General features: G+C 71.0%; 14 protein-coding genes and 2 pseudogenes. 4 read left to right on the top strand and 12 right to left on the bottom strand.

Annotated elements, in window-relative coordinates:
• Nucleotides 1-53: 53 nt before the first annotated feature.
• Genes ACIGXX_RS33695 through ACIGXX_RS33670 form a run of 6 tightly spaced genes read right to left on the bottom strand, consistent with a single transcriptional unit; the run spans nucleotide 54 to nucleotide 8541 of the window.
• Nucleotides 54-2339 carry a glycoside hydrolase family 3 N-terminal domain-containing protein gene (locus ACIGXX_RS33695; RefSeq protein WP_399981381.1) on the bottom strand — a complete coding sequence of 762 codons (2286 nt, stop codon included), beginning with the start codon at nucleotides 2337-2339 and terminating at the stop codon, nucleotides 54-56.
• Between the two features lie 14 nt (nucleotides 2340-2353).
• Nucleotides 2354-4288 (bottom strand): cellulase family glycosylhydrolase, encoded by a 1935-nt coding sequence (locus ACIGXX_RS33690; protein WP_399981378.1) that lies wholly within the window; start codon nucleotides 4286-4288, stop codon nucleotides 2354-2356.
• Nucleotides 4289-4345: 57 nt separating this feature from the next.
• Nucleotides 4346-5395, bottom strand: a complete 1050-nt coding sequence (locus tag ACIGXX_RS33685) for a LacI family DNA-binding transcriptional regulator (RefSeq protein WP_361471660.1) — start codon at nucleotides 5393-5395, stop codon at nucleotides 4346-4348.
• A complete protein-coding gene (locus tag ACIGXX_RS33680) occupies nucleotides 5392-6219 on the bottom strand; it encodes a carbohydrate ABC transporter permease (RefSeq protein ID WP_351158014.1) in 828 nt (275 codons plus the stop codon). Before ACIGXX_RS33680 ends, ACIGXX_RS33685 begins: the two co-directional genes overlap by 4 nt.
• A gap of 41 nt (nucleotides 6220-6260) precedes the next feature.
• Nucleotides 6261-7205 carry a sugar ABC transporter permease gene (locus ACIGXX_RS33675; RefSeq protein WP_351157403.1) on the bottom strand — a complete coding sequence of 315 codons (945 nt, stop codon included), beginning with the start codon at nucleotides 7203-7205 and terminating at the stop codon, nucleotides 6261-6263.
• A 43-nt stretch (nucleotides 7206-7248) separates the two neighbouring features.
• Nucleotides 7249-8541, bottom strand: a complete 1293-nt coding sequence (locus tag ACIGXX_RS33670; protein WP_361471657.1) for an ABC transporter substrate-binding protein — start codon at nucleotides 8539-8541, stop codon at nucleotides 7249-7251.
• Between the two features lie 250 nt (nucleotides 8542-8791).
• On the opposite strand from ACIGXX_RS33670, the gene ACIGXX_RS33665 reads away from it, so the two are divergent.
• Nucleotides 8792-10813: an FAD-dependent oxidoreductase gene (locus ACIGXX_RS33665; protein ID WP_399981372.1), complete on the top strand. Its 2022-nt coding sequence runs from the start codon at nucleotides 8792-8794 to the stop codon at nucleotides 10811-10813.
• Between the two features lie 42 nt (nucleotides 10814-10855).
• Entirely contained in the window at nucleotides 10856-11443 is a 588-nt protein-coding gene (locus ACIGXX_RS33660; protein ID WP_351157397.1) for a PadR family transcriptional regulator, read from the top strand.
• 106 nt (nucleotides 11444-11549) lie between these two features.
• Here the strand turns inward: ACIGXX_RS33660 and ACIGXX_RS33655 are convergent, their stop codons facing one another.
• Together ACIGXX_RS33655 and ACIGXX_RS33650 are read right to left on the bottom strand one after the other, a co-directional pair.
• Nucleotides 11550-12056, bottom strand: coding sequence for a hypothetical protein (locus ACIGXX_RS33655; RefSeq protein ID WP_399981368.1), 507 nt, complete (start codon nucleotides 12054-12056; stop codon nucleotides 11550-11552).
• A gap of 194 nt (nucleotides 12057-12250) precedes the next feature.
• Nucleotides 12251-13237, bottom strand: a complete 987-nt coding sequence (locus tag ACIGXX_RS33650; RefSeq protein ID WP_351157392.1) for a fibronectin type III domain-containing protein — start codon at nucleotides 13235-13237, stop codon at nucleotides 12251-12253.
• Between the two features lie 429 nt (nucleotides 13238-13666).
• Between ACIGXX_RS33650 and ACIGXX_RS33645 the strand changes: the two genes are divergently transcribed.
• Nucleotides 13667-14245, top strand: coding sequence for a glycoside hydrolase family 75 protein (locus ACIGXX_RS33645; protein WP_399981364.1), 579 nt, complete (start codon nucleotides 13667-13669; stop codon nucleotides 14243-14245).
• A 134-nt stretch (nucleotides 14246-14379) separates the two neighbouring features.
• Here the strand turns inward: ACIGXX_RS33645 and ACIGXX_RS33640 are convergent, their stop codons facing one another.
• The 3 genes from ACIGXX_RS33640 to dhaK all read right to left on the bottom strand — a co-directional run bounded on the left by ACIGXX_RS33640 (nucleotide 14380) and on the right by dhaK (nucleotide 16463).
• Nucleotides 14380-14790: a PTS fructose transporter subunit IIA gene (locus tag ACIGXX_RS33640; protein WP_351157388.1), complete on the bottom strand. Its 411-nt coding sequence runs from the start codon at nucleotides 14788-14790 to the stop codon at nucleotides 14380-14382.
• A complete protein-coding gene (gene dhaL, locus ACIGXX_RS33635; RefSeq protein ID WP_351157386.1) occupies nucleotides 14783-15391 on the bottom strand; it encodes a dihydroxyacetone kinase subunit DhaL in 609 nt (202 codons plus the stop codon). The genes ACIGXX_RS33640 and dhaL overlap by 8 nt, the downstream gene beginning before the upstream one ends.
• 79 nt (nucleotides 15392-15470) lie before the next feature.
• Nucleotides 15471-16463, bottom strand: a complete 993-nt coding sequence (dhaK, locus tag ACIGXX_RS33630) for a dihydroxyacetone kinase subunit DhaK (protein ID WP_351157384.1) — start codon at nucleotides 16461-16463, stop codon at nucleotides 15471-15473.
• A gap of 678 nt (nucleotides 16464-17141) precedes the next feature.
• On the opposite strand from dhaK, the pseudogene ACIGXX_RS33625 reads away from it, so the two are divergent.
• A pseudogene (locus tag ACIGXX_RS33625) lies at nucleotides 17142-17306 on the top strand (pirin family protein); the annotation flags it as partial.
• 286 nt (nucleotides 17307-17592) lie between these two features.
• On the opposite strand, the pseudogene ACIGXX_RS33620 reads toward ACIGXX_RS33625, so the two are convergent.
• Nucleotides 17593-18878, bottom strand: a pseudogene (locus tag ACIGXX_RS33620) (IS701 family transposase).
• Nucleotides 18879-19049 lie beyond the last annotated feature (171 nt).

The following is a 19049-nucleotide window of genomic DNA, read 5'->3' as shown; positions in this document are numbered from 1 at the left end:
CCTAAGTCTGCGGGCTGCACGCGTGTGCGGCTGGCGGGATTCGGACGCGGCGCTCATGAGCGGGTCAGGGTCAGGAGGGCGCCGCTCGTGCGGTCGGATGAGGGCCCGGTCTCCAGCAGAAGCTCGCCCGGTTCCACGACGTACTCCAGAGCGCGGTCCAGCGAGGCCAGGGTGTCCGCCTCGACGACGAAGACGACCTCGGCGCTCTCGCCCGGAGCCAACGCGATGCGGGCGAAGCCGCGCAGCTCACGGACGCGCGGCCAGGAGCTGGAGCCCGCGAGTCGGCGCACATAGAGCTGCACCGTCTCGCGCACGGCACGCGCACCCGTGTTCGTCACGGTGACCGTGCAGGTGAGCGCCGGATCGCCGACCGGAGCCTTTGAGCGGGAGAGCCGGGGCTCCCCGTACTCGACGGTCGTGTACGACAGGCCGTGGCCGAAGGCGTACAGCGCGGTGGCGGGCTGGTCCACGTAACCCCGGTAGCCGTGATCCTTGGCGTTGTAGAACACCGGCAGCTGCGCCGCCGAGCGCGGCACGGAGACCGGCAGCCGCCCCACGGGCTCCGCGCGCCCGAAGAGCACCTCGGCGATCGCCCGCCCTCCCCACGGCCCCGGATACCAGGCCGAGAGCACGGCACGGGCCCGCCCGGACAGCTCCGGAACGGCATGCGGCCGCCCCTGGACGAGGACCGCGACGACGGGGGTGCCGGTGGCGGACACGGCATCCAGGAGCGCCAACTGCCCACCCGGAAGACCCAGTCCGGCCAGGTCGACCCCTTCGCCGCACGTCATGCCCGCCGGAGCGCCGGAGGCCACGACGGCGGCCCCGTTGCTGTCGAAGCGGGTGTCGGCCTCCCGCGCGCTGGACCCGCCGAGCACGAGCACGGCGACATCGGCGCCGGCGGCCAGTGCCACCGCGTCCGCGATCCCGCCGCGGTCGTCGCCCACCAGCTCACAGCCCCGCGCGTACGTCACCTCGGTGCCCGGCGGCGCCACCGCCCTGATGCCGTCGAGGACGGTGAGCCCGGTGCCGGGGCGCTGCGGCGCGGTGTAGTCGCCGAGCTGCTGGGGGAGCGAGTCGGCGTTGGGGCCGATGACGGCGATGCGGGAGGGATGCGCCAGGGGGAGAGTCGTCCCGTCATGGCTCAGCAGGACGACGGACTCGCGGGCCAGGCGCTCGCTCAACCCGGCCTGCGGTGCCGCGCGGTCACGGTCCTCGTCGACGTAGGGCCGCTCGAAGAGCCCCAGGCGGAACTTCAGTGTCAGGACGCGGGCGACCGCCGCGTCCAGGGCGTGCTCGGAGACCAGACCACGCTCCACCGCCTCCGCGAGACGCGGGAAGCAGCCGTCCCACAGGCTCAGATCCGTGCCCGCGTCCAGCGCCAGCGCGCCCGCCGCCACCGGGTCCCCCGCGAGACGCACGAGGCGGTCCAGGGCGCAGCCGTCGGCCATCACCAGACCCGTGAACCCCCAGCGCTCGCGCAGGAGACCGGTGAGCAGCTCGCGGCCGGCCGCGCACGGCAGACCGTCGTACTCGTTGTACGCGGCCATGACGCCCGCCGCTCCGGCGCGGACCCCCGCCCGCGCCGCCACCAGGTGGATCTCGTGGAGTTCGCGCGGGCCGAGCTCCGTGGCCGCGCTATTGCGGCCGCCGATCGTCGCGCCCTGCCCGGCGAAGTGCTTGAGCACCACCGCCGCCCGGTCCGGGGCGAACACGGCATCGCCGCCCTGCATGCCCCGCACCAGCGCCTCGGTGAAGCGTGCCGCCAGATACGGGTCCTCGCCGAAGCACTCCTCCGCGCGTCCCCAGCGCGGATCGCGGACCAGGTCGAGCGCCGAGACGAGAGCCACATGGCCGCCCCGGGCGCGCAGCTCGCAGGCCGCGCCCGCCGCGGCGGCCTCGTACAGCTCCGGGTCCCAGGTCGCGCCGACCGCGAGATTCACCGGAAGGACCGTGCCGTCCAGGGCCTGGTGGCCGTGCGGCACCTCCTCGACCATCAGGACCGGAATGCCGAGCCGTGTGCTCGACATGACGTGCCGCTGCACCGAGTCGGCGACGCGTGCCGCGTCCGCCGCGGTGATGCCGTCCGCGAAGGTCACGCCCGACCAGGGGTCGGCGCGCTGGAGTCCGTACAGCGCGCCCATCCCGTCGAACGCGGCGACCTCGGCACGGAAGGCGTCCGTCAGGCGGTGGCCCTCGGGCGTCCGCTCGTACGCGTCCCAGCCGTACATCCGCTGGTTGACCTGGCCCACCTTCTCGGTGAGCGTCATCCGCGCGAGCAGATCGCGGACCCGGTCGGCGACCGGAGCGCCGGCTTCCTGGTACAGCGGCGTGCTCATCGGGCCGATCGCGCTCATCGCTGTTCGAGGACGCGCACGCCGAACGGGACGAGCCGCACCTCCTCCACCGCCTCACCCGTCTCCAGGTCGTGCAGCGAACCGTCGACCGCGGGACGTACCGTCAGCTCCTCGTCGGCCTGGCTGACCAGCCACACGAACCGCCGTCCGTCCTCGTGCACCAGGGCATCCGCCGAGACGTACGGGCTGTCGACCGTCACCGGCCGCCGCACACCCGCCAGTTGGGCCAGCGCCGCGTACAGCCGGTGTGTCTGCTCCGGGTTGACGCGGGCCGTGCGCGCGGCCATGTGCTCCAGCGGATAGGTCGCCAGGACCGTACGGCCGCTCCCCGTCTCGTTCACCAGGAGCGCGGGACGGCCGTGCGCGTCCTTCGCCACGACGCGCGCGCCCACCGGCACGACCGGCAGATAGGCGCGGCTGTCCTCGTTGCCCGCGACCGGGAAGCGCAGGGTCTGACCCGCCGCGATGCCGCCGAACTCCTCGGTGAAGGTCAGCTCCAGGACGTCGTCCTCGATGGGTTCGGCCACCCCGTAGGTGAGCTGGAGCTCGACGCCGAAGAGGCCGTCCAGGTCGTCGAACCACGGGCCGCGCGTGCCGGGGTGCTCGCCGGAGCAGAACGACAGGTAGACGGTGGCGCCCTCGCGGGCCCGCCGCTCCAGCTCGCGCCGCGTGCGGGTCGTCAACTGCCGGGTGGACGGCAGGAGATACAGGGACGCGTCCCCGGGCATCCCGTCCGCCTCCCGCGTGAGGCCCACCGGGAGATCGGCCCCGCGCGCGGCGACGTACCCCTGATGGAGGGACGTGAAGATCAGGGGGCGGTCGGCAGGGCGGCTGTAGGGGTAGCCGCGCTCCAGGAACGCGGGCACGACGAGCGCCGCGTCGGCGTCCGAACGGTGGCAGCGAGCGAAGTCCACCTGCTCCAACACCTTGGAGAAAGCGGCGAGTTCGACCAGTGGAGTCTTCGGTGCGCCCGTGCCGTCCGTGATGCCGAAGTGCATCTCGAAGGGGTGGTGGTCGTAGGGCGACTGGTCCCACAGGTCGTCGTAGTCGGTGTTGTTCCAGGCTATCCAGCCGGTCGCGCCGCCCAGCAGGGAGTTGTGGAGCGTCTGGCGGTAGTAGATGCCCGCGTTCCGCGCCGACACGGTGTCCGTCGAGAGCCCGAACTCCTCCAGGATTACCGGCTGTTCGGTGACCGCGGCCAGCTCGCACTCGAACGCGGCGCGGTAGTGCTGACGGACCCGGTCCGTGTCGGAGCGGTACACGTGCGGGCCCACGAAGTCGACGTACTCGGCCGTGTCCCGCAGTGAGAAGCCGTTGTCGCGGCCGGTCACCTCGATGCCCCACGCGCCGTCGCCCAGCGACACGGGCTGCGTGCCGCCCGCCGCGCGCACCGCGTCACACATGAACTGCGCCCAGGCGGTGACGACATCGCTGGACGGCGGGTCCACCTGGTAGATGCGGCCGTAGCCCGGCATCTCGTTGGTGATGAGCCAGCCGGTGACCGCCGCGTGGTCCTTGAAGCGGCGCGTCATCTGCGACACGAACCACGCCTGGCGGCCGACCAGCCACACGTCCTCGTAGAGGTCGCGGCCCCCGCGCCACGCCGGGTCCCAGTTCTCGCCGGACATGTGACCGACGATGAAGGTGGGCACCGTGCCCATCCCCATCTCGGTGTGCGCGTCCAGGAAGTCACAAAAGCGCTCGCACAGCTCCTCGTCGACGCGGTGCGGTTCGGGGTGGAAGTCCGGCCAGTAGAAGAACGAGCGGGTCATCGTCAGGCCGTGCTCACGCAGCACGGTCAGTTCCTCGCGGACCGTTTTCGGGTCGTAGTTCCGCCACATCAGCGGACCGCCGGTGCGGGACCAGAAGTTGGCGCCGATCCAGGGCAGGACGGCGGAGTCGTGGGTGAGCTGGGCACTGTGGCGTCGCATGGGGGTACTCAGGTCTTTCCGTACGAAGGTGGAGAAGTACGCGGAAGGGGACGGCCGTCAGCCCGCGGGCCCCGTCGACTCGCGGACCACGAGCCGTGGCCGGTCGTCGAGCGCCACGGGCGGCACGTCCTCGCCGCACTGCGCGAGCAGCGCACGCGCGGCGGCGGCGCCGACCCGCTGCACCTGCTGGTCGACGGTCGTCAGGCGCGGATGCAGCCAGCGGCCGATCGGGAGGTTGTCGTAGCCGACGACGGACAGATCGTCCGGGACGCGCAGTCCGGCGCGCTGGGCCGCCCCGATGCCGCACACCGCCATGGAGTCGTTGGCGTACATGACGGCGGTGGGACGCTCCGCCATGCCGAGCAGCTCCTCGGTCGCGGCGACGGCCGCCGCCTCGGAGAAATCGGTGCTCAGGACGGCTGCGGGCTCGACTCCCTTGAGCAGCAGGGTCTCTTCGAAGACCGTGCGGCGCAGACCGGTGTGCAGCAGCTCGCCGGGCCCCGACACATAGGCGATGCGCCGGTGACCGAGCTCGAGGAGGTGGTCGACGGCTTCGTGTATGCCCGCGCCCTGGTTGCCCAGGCCCACGGTGGGCACGGGCGCGTCCGGGTGGGGCGCGCCGAGCAGCACGGCTGGCAGGCCAAGGCCCCGCAGGAGCGGTGGGCGCGGATCGTCGGCGCGGGCGTCGGTCAGGACGGCGCCGTCGACGCGGCCCTCGGCGGCGAGGCGTTCGTACAGCGCGCTCTCCTCGGCCACGTCCGTGACCAGGTGGAGGAGCAGGCCGTAGCCGCGCGGGGCCAGTTCGCCCTCCAGGCCGGTGATCAGCTCGCTGAAGTGCGGGTCCGCGCCGAGCACGTCCGTGGGACGGCGCACGACGAGGGCGAGTGTGCGCGTGCGGGCGCTGCGCAGGGCGGTGGCCGTGGCGCTGGGCGACCAGCCGAGGTCGGCCGCGGCGTCCAGGATGCGGCGTCGGGTGGCCTCGGAGATGCGGCCCTTGGCGTTGAAGGCCTGCGAGACGGCGGCCGTGGAGACCCCGGCCGCCGCGGCGACCGCCTTGATGTTCGGACGGCCACCGTTGTCCCTGCGTGATGCTTCCGACCCGCTCACATCTTCACCGCCCCACTGACGAGGGCCTGCTGCATCCGCTTCTGCAGCACCGTGTAGACGGCCCATACCGGTACGAGAGTCAGAACCGTACCGGCGGTCAGCACTCCGTAATCCGTTCCCGTCAGCGACTTCAGAGTGGGCAGGGCGACCTGCACGGTCCGCTGGGAAGGGTCGGGGCCGATGATGACGAGCGAGTACAGGTACTCGTTCCAGAAGGTGAGGAAGTTCAGGAGCAGCACCGTCGCGATGCCGGGCAGACACATCGGCGTATAGACGTGGCGCAGGACCGCGAAGGTGGAGGCGCCGTCCATCCGCGCCGCCTCCTCCATCTCCTTGGGGATGGTCCGCATGAACTGCACCAGGATGACCACGGACAGCGGCATCGCGGTGGCGGGCAGGAAGAGCACCATGAACAGGCGCGTGTGGAACAGGCCCGTCGCCGCGGCCAGCAGGAACGTAGGGAAGAGCGCGGCGAACGTCGGGATGAGGAAGCCCAGCGAGAAGACCTTCTCCACGAAGGCCCCCATCCGGCCCGTCGCGCGGGCGATCGCGAACGCCGCGGGGATCGCGAGCGCCAGCGTCAGCGCGAGCGAGAAGGCCGTCACCAGGGCCGAGTTGACGACCGCGAGGCCCAGATCGGCGCTCTCGAAGGCCGTGCCGAAGTTGCCGAACGACAGCGAGGTGGGAAGGGAGAAGGGGCTCGCGAAGATCTGGTCGTTCGTCTTGAAGGCGGACGCGAGCAGGTAGTAGAGGGGGACGACGAGCAGTGCCGCGTACGCCCACGCCAGGATGTGCGCGGGCAGCCAGGACTTTCCGTGTTTCAGGGTTCTCAAGGTGACCGGCTCCGATCGGGGGTCGTGCGGCGTCAGTAGTTCTGGCGGAACGCGCGGCGGATGGTGAGCAGACCGGCGAGGCCGACCAGGAAGAGGATCACGCCGACGGTCTGGCTGTAGCCGAGGTCGGCCGCGATGAACGCCTTCTGGTAGACGAGGAAGGAGAGCGTCGTCGACGAGCTGCCGGGACCGCCCTGCGTGAGCAGCAGGACGTGCTGGGCCGAGCCGAAGAACGTCCAGAGGAACTGGAGCATCGTCACCACGCCCACGTACTCGCGGATGACCGGGAAGTGCACGCCCCACATCGTCCGCCAGTGCCCGGCGCCGTCCAGCTGCGCCGCCTCGCCGATCTCCTCGGGCACACTGCCGAGCCGCGCGGCGAACAGGACGGCGGTGAAGCCGATGCCGCCCCAGATGTCGAGCACGATCAGACAGGCGAGCGCCGTCGAGGGAGAGGCGAGCCAGGCGTCGGTCACCGAGCCGAGGCCCACCGACTTCAGCGCCCCGTTGACCAGGCCGTCGGGGGAGAGCGCCGCGTAGAACACCATCGCCTTGGCCGGGGTGGAGATCAGGCCGGGGATGAAGAGGAGGTAGCGCAGGACCTTGTGGCCCGGCGGCTTCTGCGCCACGTAGTAGCCCAGCATGTACGCGCACACGATCATGATCGGCAGCGCGACGGCGAGCTGGACCGCCGTGTTGCGTACGGCGTCCCAGAACACCGGGTCGTCGAAGACCGTACGGACGTTGTCGAGCCCGGCGAACGAGACGGGCTGGAGCATGCCCGGCCAGTGCAGTGCCGCGATCACGAAGATCGCGACCATCGGGCCGACCATGAAGACCAGGTACCAGACCAGGGCCGGGACGGCGAGGATCGTGCCGCCTTCCTGGCGGCGCTTGCGGACGGGTGGCTTGGAGGGTGCGGGGCGGACCTCGGTCCCGCCCGGCGGCACGTTCGTCGACATCGTCGGCGTCGTCATCTCGGGTGACTCCCAGAAGGCTCGGGCGGCTCGGGCGGGCGGCTCATGCGGTGCGGTACGCGGCTTCGAGCACGGAGCGCACCCTGGCGGGGCTGGTGCCGCGGGTGAACGCCGTACTGGTCGCGGTGATCAGCGGCTGCGTCGCGGCCGGCGGGACGTAGATGTCGGGCAGCAGGGCCTGGCTTACGTCGGTGCCGAGCTTCTGCGCCGCGGCGACGAGCGGGAAGTCCGTGCTGAGGGTGTCGGAGCGCAGGGCCATGTCGCGCCCGCTCTCCTTGATGAAGCGGGACACGGTGTCCGGGCGGTACATGAAGCGCAGGAACTTCTCGACCGCGTCCAGCTTCTTCGTGCCGTTCGGGCTGATCCAGAAGCCGATGAGGGTGTACGTCCGCAGGATCGTCGGCTTGGCGTGCGCGGCGTCCGGCGCGAGCGGCCAGCCGCCGACCTCGGTGTGCCGGGCGACCTTCTCCGGGACCTTGGCCAGGGCCGATGACATCGCGGACTGGACGGCGGCGGCCTCGGTGTTGAACTGCGTCGTCATCGTGTCGGAGGTCAGGCCCTGCGCCTTGTCGGCGAAGACGCCCGCGTCGCGCAGGGCGGCGAAGTACTCGATGCCCTCGCGGGCGCCCCGGCTGCCGCTGAAGTCGCCGCTCGTGAACACCTTTCGCGCCTCGCCGGGGGAGAGGAACGTCTGGATGATCTGGGCGAGGAGCTTCTGGCCCGTCCAGTCGTTGCCGCCGACGGTCACCGGGGCGATCCCCTTGGCGCGGAGCCTGCGGGCGGCGGCGATCAGCTGGTCGCCGGTGGTGGGGACGGCGTCGACCCCGGCCTTGTCGAGCAGTGCGGTGTTGTAGGCGACGGGCCAGTTGGTGGCGAAGTACGGGAAGGCGCGAAGGCGTCCCTTGCCGTCGGTCCAGGCGTCGAGGGCGACGGGCAGGACGCGCTCGCGCAGCCCCCAGTCGTCCATGTACCCCTTGACGTCGACGGTCGCCCCGACGTCGGTCCAGGCCAGCGTCTTGTCGTAGAGGTTCACCATGACGACGTCCGGTTCCTTGCGGGCAAGCCGCGAGGTCTCGTAGACCTGCGCGAGGTCGTCGCCGTTCACGAGGTTCTTCACCTTCAGGCCGGGGTTCTCGTCCCGGAAGGTGTTCAGGGCGGACAGGTACGTGGGTGAGCCCGGCGCGGTGGTGCCAAGCTGGCTGTGCACCACGAGCGTGTCGGGATCGGAATCCGCCGAGGCCAGCGTGGAACAGCCGGCGAGGGCGGGCAGGGTGGTGGCGGCGGCCAGGCCTGAACCTGCGGCGAGGAAGCCGCGCCGACTCATCGTTGAGCGCACAGCGGGATGTCTCCAACCAGGGCGGTTAATCGATATACCTGCGGGGGTGCGAGGACTCTAGGAGCGGTTCGTTGAATGGTCAATCCCCTGTTGCGCACTGCGAATCTTCCGGCGAAACAGGCAAAACGGTCACTTGGGGGGAGCGCAGCGTCGAAGTGGCGCCCGCCACGTCTTTATGCAACTAGTTGCACAAGGGGTCGGCGTCCTCTAGAACTGTCCTGACGACACACCCGTACGCCGGAGGGCCCGCATGAGCCGCTACCCGAACCTGCTGAACCCGCTCGACCTGGGCTTCACCACCCTGCCCAACCGGGTCCTGATGGGATCCATGCACGTGGGCCTGGAAGAGGCGCCGAACGGTTTCGAGCGGATGGCGGAGTTCTACGCGACCCGTGCGCGCGGCGGTGTCGGTCTCATCGTCACCGGCGGCATCGCCCCGAACGAGCTGGGCCGCCCCTGGGACGGCGGCGCCAAGCTGACCACCGAGGCGGAGGCGCACGAGCACGCGGGCGTCACGGCCGCCGTGCACGCGGCGGGCGGCAAGATCGCCATGCAGATCCTGCACTTCGGGCGCTACGCCTACCACGAGGGCCTGGTCGCGCCGAGCGCGATCAAGGCGCCGATCAGTCCCTTCGTGCCGCGCGCCCTCACGGACGACGAGGTCGAGCAGACAGTCGAGGACTTCGTGCGCGCCGCCGAGCTCGCCAAGCTCGCGGGCTACGACGGTGTCGAGGTCATGGGCTCCGAGGGCTACTTGATCAACGAGTTCATCGCGGCCCCCACCAACCAGCGCGAGGACCGCTGGGGCGGCGCCTACGAGAACCGCATCCGCTTCCCCGTCGAGATCGTCCGGCGCATACGCGAGCGCGTCGGCGCGGACTTCATCATCATCTACCGCCTCTCCATGCTGGACCTGGTCCCCGGCGGCTCGACCCTCGAAGAGGTCGTCCACCTCGCCAAGGAGATCGAGGCCGCGGGCGCCACGATCATCAACACCGGCATCGGCTGGCACGAGGCACGCATCCCCACCATCGCGACGTCCGTGCCGCGCGGCGCGTACACCTTCGTCACGAAGAAGGTCATGGGCGAGGTCTCCGTGCCGCTCGTCACCACCAACCGCATCAACACCCCCGAGATCGCCGAGCAGTTGCTCGCCGACGGCGCCGCCGACATGGTCTCGCTGGCCCGCCCGCTGCTCGCCGACCCGGACTTCGTCGCCAAGGCGCGGGCCGAGCAGCCCGACGCCATCAACACCTGCATCGGCTGCAACCAGGCCTGCCTGGACCACACCTTCAACCTCCAGATCACCTCCTGCCTGGTGAACCCGCGCGCCTGCCACGAGACCGAGCTCGTCCTTACGCCCACCCGTCACAAGAAGCGCGTCGCGGTCGTCGGCGCGGGCCCCGCCGGGCTGGCCTTCGCGGTGTCGGCGGCCGAGCGCGGTCACGCCGTCACGCTCATCGACGCGGCGTCCGAGATCGGCGGCCAGCTCAACGTCGCCCGCAAGGTCCCGGGCAAGGAAGAGTTCGACGAGACCCTGCGCTACTACCGCCACCAGCTCGAACGGCACGGCGTGGACGTCCGGTTGAACACCCGCGCCACCGCGGAGGAGCTGGCGAAGGCCGCGTACGACGATGTGGTCGTCGCCACCGGCGTTACGCCCCGCACCCCCGAGATCCCCGGCATCGACCACCCCAGCGTGGTCGGCTACCTCGACGTGCTGCGCGACCGCGTGCACGTGGGGGAGCGGGTCGCGATCATCGGCGCGGGCGGCATCGGCTTCGACGTCGCCGAGTTCCTGACCGACGGCGGCGAGAAGGCGAGCCTGGACCCGGCGACGTACTTCCGGCAGTGGGGCGTCGACATGGACTACAAGGACCGCGGCGGCCTGACCGCACCCGACCGGCCCACCCCGCCGCGCCAGGTCCACCTCCTGCAGCGCAAGACGTCCAAGGTCGGCCAGGGCCTCGGCAAGACCACCGGCTGGATCCACCGCACCGAGCTGCGCCACCGCGGCGTCACGATGGTGGCGGGCGCCAGCTACGACCTCATCGACGACGCGGGCCTGCATGTCACGGTCGACGGACAGTCCACGGTCATCCCCGTCGACACGGTCGTCCTCTGCTCCGGCCAGGACCCGCGCCGCGACCTGTACGAGGAGCTGCTCGCCGCCGGGCACAGCGCGCACCTCATCGGGGGCGCGGACGTGGCGGCCGAGCTGGACGCCAAGCGCGCCATCAAGCAGGGCACGGAGCTGGCCGCCGCGCTGTGACGCCGGGCGTCCGCTCCGGACGCCGTACCTAGGATGGCCGCCATGTCACTCCCGCACGCGATCCTCACCGCCCTGCTAGAGAAGCCTTCGTCGGGGCTCGAGCTGACCCGCAGGTTCGACAAGTCGATCGGCTACTTCTGGTCGGCCACGCACCAGCAGATCTACCGCGAGCTGGGGAAGCTGGAGCGGGAGGGGGCCATTCGCGCGCTTGAGCGGCAGCAGGCCACCCGCGGGCAGAAGAAGGAGTACGAGGTCCTGCCCGCGGGCCGCGCCGAGCTGGCCCGCTGGACGGCCGCGAGCCAGGACCCCAAGCCGCTGCGCGACACGCTGCTGCTGCGCCTGCGGGCGGCGGCGGTCGTCGGCACGGACGGCATCGAGGCGGACCTGCGCCGTCATCTCGCCCTGCACCGGCAGCAGTTGGCCGAGTACGAGGAGATCGAGAAGCGGGACTTCCCACCGGGGAAGGACGCGGTGGAGGACCGGCTGAGGCATGTGGTGCTGCGGGCCGGGATCGACCTGGAGACGTTCTGGACGCAGTGGCTGGAGCGGACGCTGGAGGAGCTCGGGGCGCCTGACGCGCCTGACCTGACTGACGCGCCTGACGTGACTGACACGACGCGTGAGGCCTGATCCCGATCGCCTGACGCAGACATGAACGACGGCTGCCGCCGGTCCGACTCACGTCGGACCGGCGGCAGCCGTCTTCTTCGTGGCTCTGTATCCCGGGATCGCCGGGTCAGAGCCGGTGCTGCGCGCCGCGGCGGCGCAGGTACCAGGCACCGCCACCGGCGGCGGCCAGGGCCACGAGGGCCCCGCCCGCGACGAGGGTGTAGGTGCCGTAGTCCTCGCTGCCGCCCCCGAGACCGCCCCGGACGCCGCGCGCGGGCGCCGTCGTGGACGAGGTGGTCGGCGTGGCCCCGACGGTGACCGTCTGGGAACCGGCAGCCGAACCGTCGTCGCAGACCACCGCCACCGTATGGGTGCCGGTACTGACGTTCTGCCAGGAGGCGCTGCCGTTGGTCAGTTCCACTTGCCTGCCCTGGGCGAAGCTGGCCTGGCCGTTGCTCATCAGCGAGGCGTTGCCTCCGTCGGTGCAGGCCGCCGTGGTCACCGTCACCGTTGATCCCGTGGCGGTCACCGTGATCCCGGCGGCGAACGCCGTGGGAGCGGTCAGTGCCAGCGGAAGTGCAGCAGCGGCGGCGATGGTCAGGCCGGCGTGGACGAATATCTGAGTGGTACGCATGAGTCTCTGCCCTCCGGTGGCACGGGAGGCGGTACGTCCCATGCGCCGCCGGGGGTCGGGGAGCGCCCGTGCTACCTGACGACGAGCCAACGTGCCATCCACCCGGTCCGCATGCGGACAGCCACCGGGCAGGTGACGGAATCCTTCGTACGGCCGACGGACGACAGCTGACCCGGCGTCACTGGCAGGGGCCCTCAGCCGGTGGTGACCGTCCGTTCGGGGGAGTAGCCGCCCCACGTCCCGTCGGGGAGCTTGGCCCGCAGCTTCACGCGATGCGTGTCACCCGCCTTCTTGCCCACGTAGAAGCTGTGGGTGGCCTTCTTCTGGGGCGCCGTACCGCCGAACACCAGCGAGGTGGCGGTCTTGCCGTCGAGGTGGATCTGATACTCCGCCACCGCGCCGCCGGTGTGCGGCGGCGTCCAGGCCAGGTCGATGTAGTAGGCCCCGTCGTCGGCGTGGCGGGTCTTCGCGCGGAAGTCCGTCGGCGCCGTGCCCCGTCCGTCGTCCCGGCCGGCCGCGGTGGTGAGGCGGACGGCACGGCTTGCGGGCGACGCGTTGTCGGCCGCGTCGAGCGCCTTGACGGTGAAGCGGTAGTCCGTGCCCGGCCGCAACCCGGTGACGAGGGTCTCGCGCTCGCTCCCGTCCACGCTGTGGATCTTCGACGTGCCCTGATAGATCTCGTACGAGGCGACGCCCTGGTCGTCCTTCGACGCGTCCCAGGACAGCTTCACCGCCCTGCTCCCCTCGGCCGAGCCGCGCGGCGATCCGGGCCGCGAGGGCGGCTCGCGGTCCGCGGTGGCCGCGGCGGGCGTGGTCACCGTCAGCTTCTTGCTGGCCGGGCCGACGTTCCCCTCGGCGTCGCGGGCGCGGACGGTGAAGGTGTAGGCCGTGGACGGCTTCAGGCCGACGACGTCCACCATGTGCTTGCCGCCCGGCACGCGCTCGACCCTGGTGGCGCCCCGGTACACGTCGTAGCCGGTGACCTCGGTGTCGTCCGTGGCCTGGTTCCACATGACGTGGGCGGTGGTGGCGCTGCCCGCCTGGACGGTGACGCCTCGGGGGGCGGCCGGGGGCTGCACGTCCTTCGTGTCCTGGTCGCCGCCCCAGGCGCAGGCGCTGAGGGTGCAGGCGGCGAGGGCGCAGGTGGTGACGGTCAGGAGGGCGGCGATGGGGGTGGACATGTGGGGGGTCCGTCGCACGGTTGTGCCTTCCGCTCGGGCGGCATTGGTCCGGACCTATTTGACACAGGTGTCGAGTGCACATCAAGAGGGGTGCGCATGTGCGTCTCCGGGTTCGCGTGCACCGTCCGGACCCCGAACAGTGGCCGAGGTGTACGAGTCGGGACAGATTGGGATGTCCGGTCGCGTGCCGTGGCAACCGGCCGCGGCTCGTCCGACCAGTCGTCAGTTTCCTCCCAGGGAAGGTCCCTTCTCGTGCGCACCAGAACAGCGGCACTCGCAGTCGCCACCGGAGCCGTCCTGCTCTCGCCCGCGTCCCTGCCCGCGTCGGCGCATCCGCAGGGGGACACGGCGAACCCCAAGTCCCCTCAGAACAGTGGGATTTCAGGCCCTCCAGCTGCTCCGGCCGCTCCAGCCGTCCAGGAAGGTTCCGTGTCCGCCGCCGCGTTGCTCGCCAAGGTCGAAGGCTGTAGACAGGTCTCGCGCGACAAGTACCGTACGGACGACGGCGCCCGCGCGAACATCCCCGTCTGCGGCAAGCGGGGCGCGGTGTTCTGGAAGGCCGACATGGACATCGACTGCGACGGCCGCCGGAGCAAGGCCTGCAACCGGCGCACGGACCCGCTGTTCCTCGACGCCACCGCGTTCCAGGAGTCCACCGGCCGTCAGCTGAGCGCGGAGCACCTCCCGTACGTCGTCGTGCCGGGCGCGAGCCGCCGCTGGAGCCACACGGCGCACGGCATCACGGGCGGCTCGGTGGCCGCCGTGATCCACCAGGGCAAGGTCCTGTACGCCGTCGTCGGCGACACCGGCCCCAAGGACCTCATCGGCGAGGCGTCTTACGCGGCGGCGAAGTCGCTCGGCATCCGCCCCGACCCCCGGTCGGGCGGCACCGACGCGGGCGTCACCTACATCGTCTTCGAGGGCCCCAAGGCGTCGCCGATCGAGAACCACCGGGCCGCGGTCGCCCGAGGCGACGCGCTGGCCCGGCAGTTCCTCCGGCAGAACTGAGACGATCGGCGCAGGAAGTCGCCGATGGTCGCTACGCGCCATGACGCGCACCATGCCTCGCGCCACGAGCTGGTGTGATCGCTGAAGAGACAGGCGGGCCGTCCCGCCTGTCAGAGCACGCCCTCCGCTGCCCCTCACGCCTTCCGGTAGTCGTACGCCTCCGCCGCCGCGGCCTCCACCGCGTCGACATCGGCGCCCGCCGACGCGGCCACCACCGCCGCGACCGCGCCCTCCACGAACGGGGCGTCCACCAGGCGGGCGCCCTCCGGGAGCTCGTCGCCCTCGGCGATCAGCGCCTTCACGGTCAGGACCGCGCTGCCCAGGTCGGTGAGGATCGCGATGCCCGCGCCGCGGTCGACCTTCGCCGCCGCCTGGGCGATGAGCTCCGAGCTGGTGCCCAGGCCGCCGTCCTCGGTGCCGCCCGCGGCGGCCACGGGCGCGGTCGCCCCGCCGCCCGCGAGCCCCATGGCCAGCGCGGCGACGGACTCCGCGACGGCACCGCTGTGCGAGACGAGGACGATGCCGACCATCTTGTCGTCACTCACGGCCGGCCTCCGCGGTCTGCGCGAGCGCGTCGAAGAGCAGCGCCGACGAGGTCGCCCCGGGATCCTGGTGGCCGATGCTGCGCTCGCCCAGATAGCTGGCCCGCCCCTTGCGCGCCTGGAGCGGCGTCGTGGCGAGGGCGCCTTCGTTCGCGGCGTCGCGCGCCGCGCCGAAGGACTCCGCGAGCGCGTCGACCGCCGGGACGAGGGCGTCCAGCATGGTCTTGTCGCCGGGCACGGCGCCGCCGAGCGCGCTCACCGCGTCGACGCCGGTGCGCAGCGCGTCGGCGAGCTGCTGCTCGTCGACCTCGGCGGCGTCACCGAGCGACTTGCCGGTACGCCGGAGCAGCGTCCCGTAGAGCGGCCCCGACGCACCCCCCACGGTCGAGATCAACTGCCGCCCCGCCAGGGTGAGCACGGCCCCCGGCGTGGCGGGCGCCTCCTTCTCCAGCGTGGCCGCCACGGCGGCGAACCCGCGCTGGAGGTTGCTGCCGTGGTCGGCGTCACCGATCGGCGAGTCCAGCTCGGTGAGCCGCTCCGCCTCCCGGTCGACGAGGGCGGCGGCCGAGGTCAGCCACTGACGGAAGAATGCGGCATCGAGCACGGAAACTCCTTGCGGGGTAGAACAGTCGGGCAGTGCGGCACGAGTGGTACGTGGTGACGGCGGGGCGTCCGTATACGGATCAGATACCCCAGCGGAGCCCGGCGGTACGCACCGGAGCGTTCCACAGCCGCAGCAGCTCCTCGTCGACCTGGCACAGGGTGACGGAGGCCCCGGCCATGTCCAGCGAGGTCACGTAGTTGCCGACCAGCGTGTGCGCCACGACGACACCGCGCTCGGCCAGGACCCGCTGGACCTCGGCATTGAAGCCGTACAGCTCGAGGAGGGGAGTGGCCCCCATGCCGTTGACGAGCACGAGCACCGGGTTGCGGGGGTTGAGATCCTGGAGCACGACGTCCACGGCGTAGTCCGCGATCTCACTGGACGTCATCATCGGGCGCCGCTCACGTCCGGGCTCCCCGTGGATCCCGACGCCCAACTCCAGCTCGCCGGCGGGCAGATCGAAGGTCGGGCTGCCCTTGGCAGGCGTGGAGCAAGCACTCAGCGCGACCCCGAAGCTCCGCGCGTTCTCGTTCACCTGCCGCGCGATCGCCTCCACCCGCTCCAGAGGCATGCCCTCGTCGGCAGCCGCGCCCGCGATCTTCTCCACGTAGAGCGTGGCGCCGGTGCCGCGCCGCCCGGCCGTGTAGAGGCTGTCGGTGACGGCCACATCGTCGTTGACGAGCACCTTGGCGACCTGGATGCCCTCGTCCTCGGCGAGCTCGGCGGCCATGTCGAAGTTGAGGACGTCGCCCGTGTAGTTCTTCACGACGAACAGGACCCCCGCCCCGCTGTCCACGGCGGCCGCGGCCCGCACCATCTGATCGGGCACCGGTGAGGTGAACACCTCACCGGGACAGGCGGCCGACAGCATGCCCGGTCCCACGAACCCGCCGTGCAGCGGCTCGTGCCCGGACCCCCCGCCGGAGACGAGGGCGACCTTCCCTTCGACGGGGGCGTCCCTGCGCACGATCACGCGATTCTCCACGTCGATCGTCAGGTCGGGATGCGCGGCCGCCATGCCCCGCAGCGCGTCCGCTACGACCGTCTCCGCGACGTTGATCAGCATCTTCATGGGTACCTCCTGGGGAGCCTAACAGGTCAGTCGCTGACCTGTGTTTTTGCAGGTCAGTATGGGTGGGAGTCGTTTTCGATCTTGGCGGTCCGTGGCGGCTTGGAGCGGGTGCTGGCGGTACTGACGCTGACTTAATGCTGACTTTGGTGACGCCTCGTCAGGTCGGAAAAGCGGTCGGGTGCGGCTTGGTCGGGTTCCCTGCTGTCGGCAGTATCGACCTTGCGGCAGCGAAGGTCACGCTCGTGCACGGCATCGGAGCGCCCCGGTCCGTCAGGAACCGTGCAGTTGTGGCCGCACGCCGGCGCCTCAGCGCGTCTGGCCTCGGCCTCAGGCGGTGTGAGGGGCACTCCAGCCTTCGCCTGCGTCAAGAGTGCCCGTGATGCGGCGTTCGCCGCCTGGGCTGGATGCGGTGCCAGACAGGCAGGTTCTTCGTCTGCTGGCGGTACACGCACTATAGGACCCCCGACCCGCAGGAACGGTCGGGCGACGCGTAGAGGGCTGACACTGGACCGTAACTGGTCCGGGCTTGGGCCCACAGGCGGGCATTGAGGACTTGGTTGGCGACCTGATGGTGGATCTAGAGGGCCTCGACTGTGAGCGGGGCGTCCCAGTCTCTCCATGGTGCAGTCGCGTCGTGACCTGGCGTCGGGGGTCGCTCGCGCTCGGACTGCGATGGGGTTGTGGTGGAACTTCATCGGGCGGTCGAACGAGGATATCGCACAAGCCCGTTCGGACTGGATGGAAAGCTCGCGCTTCGGCGAGGTGAAAGGCTATGACGGTGACCGGATCCCTGCGCCGGACTTGCCGCCTGTGCCGCTGAAACCGCGGGGACGGGTACGCTGAGCTGGGCAAATGCCTGCCCTGCTCGAGATTCGAGCGGTGGTTGGCTCAGGGCGGCGACTAGGGGGCCGCGATGTTGCGCAGCCCCTGAATTCGGATGCTGCAGAGGGGCTTCGCGGTCCAGGGTGTGATCCTCTGTGGCAGAGCTTGGCAGACCTAATGCTGACCCAATGCTGACCTTCCTGACTGCCCGCCAGATCGGTTGGCTTGCAGGTTGGACGCACCTAGCTGCCCCTGCCGGCGATGAACCGCCGACCTGAATGCTGACCCCTGGTGCAGGTAAGATCATTCAAGGGAACGGAGAGCTGCTGGCTTGCTGCGCAATTGGGCACGGTCTTTGTGGGGGTTCGACAACCTCAGGGGTCTCCGGCGCTGAACGGCGGGCTGCATGGGGTTGAGAGCTGCCCCCCGATTTCGATGCGGTCGTCTTCTCGGGCTCGACGTGTTGGAGCATCTGACCGTCGAACTTGGGGCCATCCCTGTTCCGCTTTGTGGAGTGCGCGCCCAGCTGTGCGGCATGGGGAGGTTCGGCGACAACCCGGAAGTCTGTGTCGGCGACGGGTGTGCCGGCGGGCAGGTCGGACAGCCAGAAGCGGGTCTGGGTGCCCTCACCGTCGGGCCATTCGGCCAGCAGGTGCACCCGGGGCAGCACGCCGTCCCACCGGCCGTGCGCGGCCACCGCGGCCGCCCGGGCCATCTGGCACGGACGCACTCTGGCCGGCCGGACCAACAGGGCCAGGAAGCGGGAGGTCATCGGGCCGCGGGAGCCTTGGCGCCAGGTCACCGTCTGGAAAGCTTCCCGGCCGGCGGCCGCGGCCAGGTCCGCCACCGCCACCGGTGGCTGCCGGTAGCGGGATTCCGGTCGGCGGCCGGTGCCCGACCAGGCCGGGGTCTCGGGGACCGCTGCATCCGGCTGGACCGTCAGGCCGCCGCGGATGGCGACCATGTAGGGGTGTTGCCGGGCGGTCAGGGCGGCGCGGAAGTCGGCGTTCTGGCCGTAGTCGGCATCGGCCACCACGAGCGGCGGCGACAGCTGCCACCCGGCCAGTTCGTCCAGGGCGTCCAGCGCGAGGCGCCACTTCTCCCGGTGCCCCACGCCTTGGGGCACCCGGGCCCTCTCGCGCCGGCAGCTGTCGCGCTCCCACTCCGGGGGCAGGAACAGGAGCCAGTTGAGCGGGCACGAGGCGCGATCGGAGACGGCGTGCACGCTGACCGCGACCTGGCATTGGCCTGCTTGCCCAGCGCCCCGCAGTACTGCGGGGCGACCCCGACCGACATGTTCCCGTCCTTGGGGAAGGACACGTCGTCGATCACCCAGGCTTCCGGGGCGATCTGCGGCACCAGCCGCCCGGCGATCCGCCGGCGTACCGGCACCGGATCCCAGGTGGACTGGTTCACGAACTGCTGCAGGTTCTGCTCATTGCCGTCCGGCAGCCGCGAGGCCATGGCCTGGACCGACTTGCGGCGGCCGTCCATCATCAGGCCCCGCAGATAACAGTCGCCCTTGGCCCGCTGGTCCTTACGCGGCACCGAGGCGAACACATCCGCCACGAACAACGCCAACGCCGCCCGCATACGCTCCACTTCGTGCGAGTCCACACCTCCAACATGCTCTTGATCAGCACAAACCGAACGACCTAACGGAGTCCGACTAGTGTCCTGCGCCAGTAGTTGGCCGTTAGTAGGTGTGTGATTTCTGCTGCTGGTGCGTCAGTTCCTCGTCGGGGCCCCAAGCTGGAGCCCCTG

It is taken from the genome of Streptomyces sp. NPDC055243 (assembly GCF_044544025.1).
GTDB lineage: Bacteria > Actinomycetota > Actinomycetes > Streptomycetales > Streptomycetaceae > Streptomyces.
Note: the sequence above shows the minus strand (reverse complement) of the source record. Positions and strands in the feature narration are given on the sequence as shown.